1 protein-coding gene is annotated in these 1,125 nt (G+C 62.3%); it reads left to right on the top strand.

Going from position 1 to position 1,125, the window contains the following annotated elements; translation table 11 throughout:
* Positions 1–1,050 (top strand): IS91 family transposase (locus L2A60_RS20510; protein ID WP_407932584.1); only part of this gene is annotated, 1,050 nt, incomplete at its 5' end.
* Between the last annotated feature and the right edge of the window lie 75 nt (positions 1,051–1,125).

A 1,125-nucleotide genomic window follows, 5' to 3' on the forward strand; every position in this document is an offset into this window, starting at 1 on the left:
GGCCATACCGAGGTCTGTTCCGATTGCGGGCTGATCCGTTGCGCCTACAATAGTTGTCGCAACCGCCATTGCCCGAAGTGCCAGGGGCATGCCCGCGCTGCCTGGCTGGCGGCACGGCAGGCCGATCTGCTGCCAGTGCCGTACTTCCATGTCGTCTTCACGCTGCCGGCGCCGGTGGCGGAGATGGCGTTTCAGAACAAGGAGGTCATCTACACCATCCTGTTCAAGACCGCGGCCGAGACGCTGCGCACCATTGCAGCGGATCGCAAGCACCTGGGCGCAGAGATCGGGCTACTGGCCGTGCTCCATACCTGGGGCCAAAATCTGCACCACCATCCGCATGTTCATTGCGTTGTGCCCGGCGGCGGTCCATCGCTCGACGGTACGCGCTGGGTGGGTTGCCGGCCGGGCTTCTTCCTGCCGATCCGCGTTCTATCACGGTTGTTCCGCCGGCTGTTTCTCGATGCGTTGCGCGGGGCATTCGAGGCTGGCCAGCTTAACTTCTTCGGCGATCTGGCCGGCGTCGCTGAACCGGATGCCTTCGCCGCAAAACTGCGTGCGCTGCACCAAATCGAGTGGGTGGTTTATGCCAAACCGCCCTTCGGCGGCCCAGCCCAGGTCCTCGCCTATCTCAGCCGCTATACCCACCGCGTCGCCATCGCAAACTCCCGGATCGCCGAGATCACCGAACAATCGGTTACCTTCCGCTGGAAGGATTATCGCCATCACGGCAAGACCAAGCCCATGACGCTCAACGCCGATGAATTCATCCGCCGGTTTCTCCAGCATACCCTGCCCGATGGCTTCCATCGCATCCGCCACTACGGGTTCCTCGCTAATGGGCAGCGTGCAACCAAAATCGACCTCTGCCGGAACCTGCTGGCAGTACCTTCACCAGAACCCAAAACCACAGCCGACGCAGAGGCCGCGTGTTCGCCGGCCATGCCGCCGTCAGACATCTGCCCATGCTGCGGCGGTAGGATGATCACTCTTGCGGTAACCAACGGACCACGCCCGTTGCAGCGTCCAACCTGGAGCAACACCTCATGAACAGCCACCGCTCCACCTACAAAAATTCCATCTGGCAACACGGCGACATGCGGGCCGGCAGGCAACGCTTGTTCG

This window comes from Acidiphilium iwatense (assembly GCF_021556475.1).
Lineage (GTDB): Bacteria > Pseudomonadota > Alphaproteobacteria > Acetobacterales > Acetobacteraceae > Acidiphilium > Acidiphilium iwatense.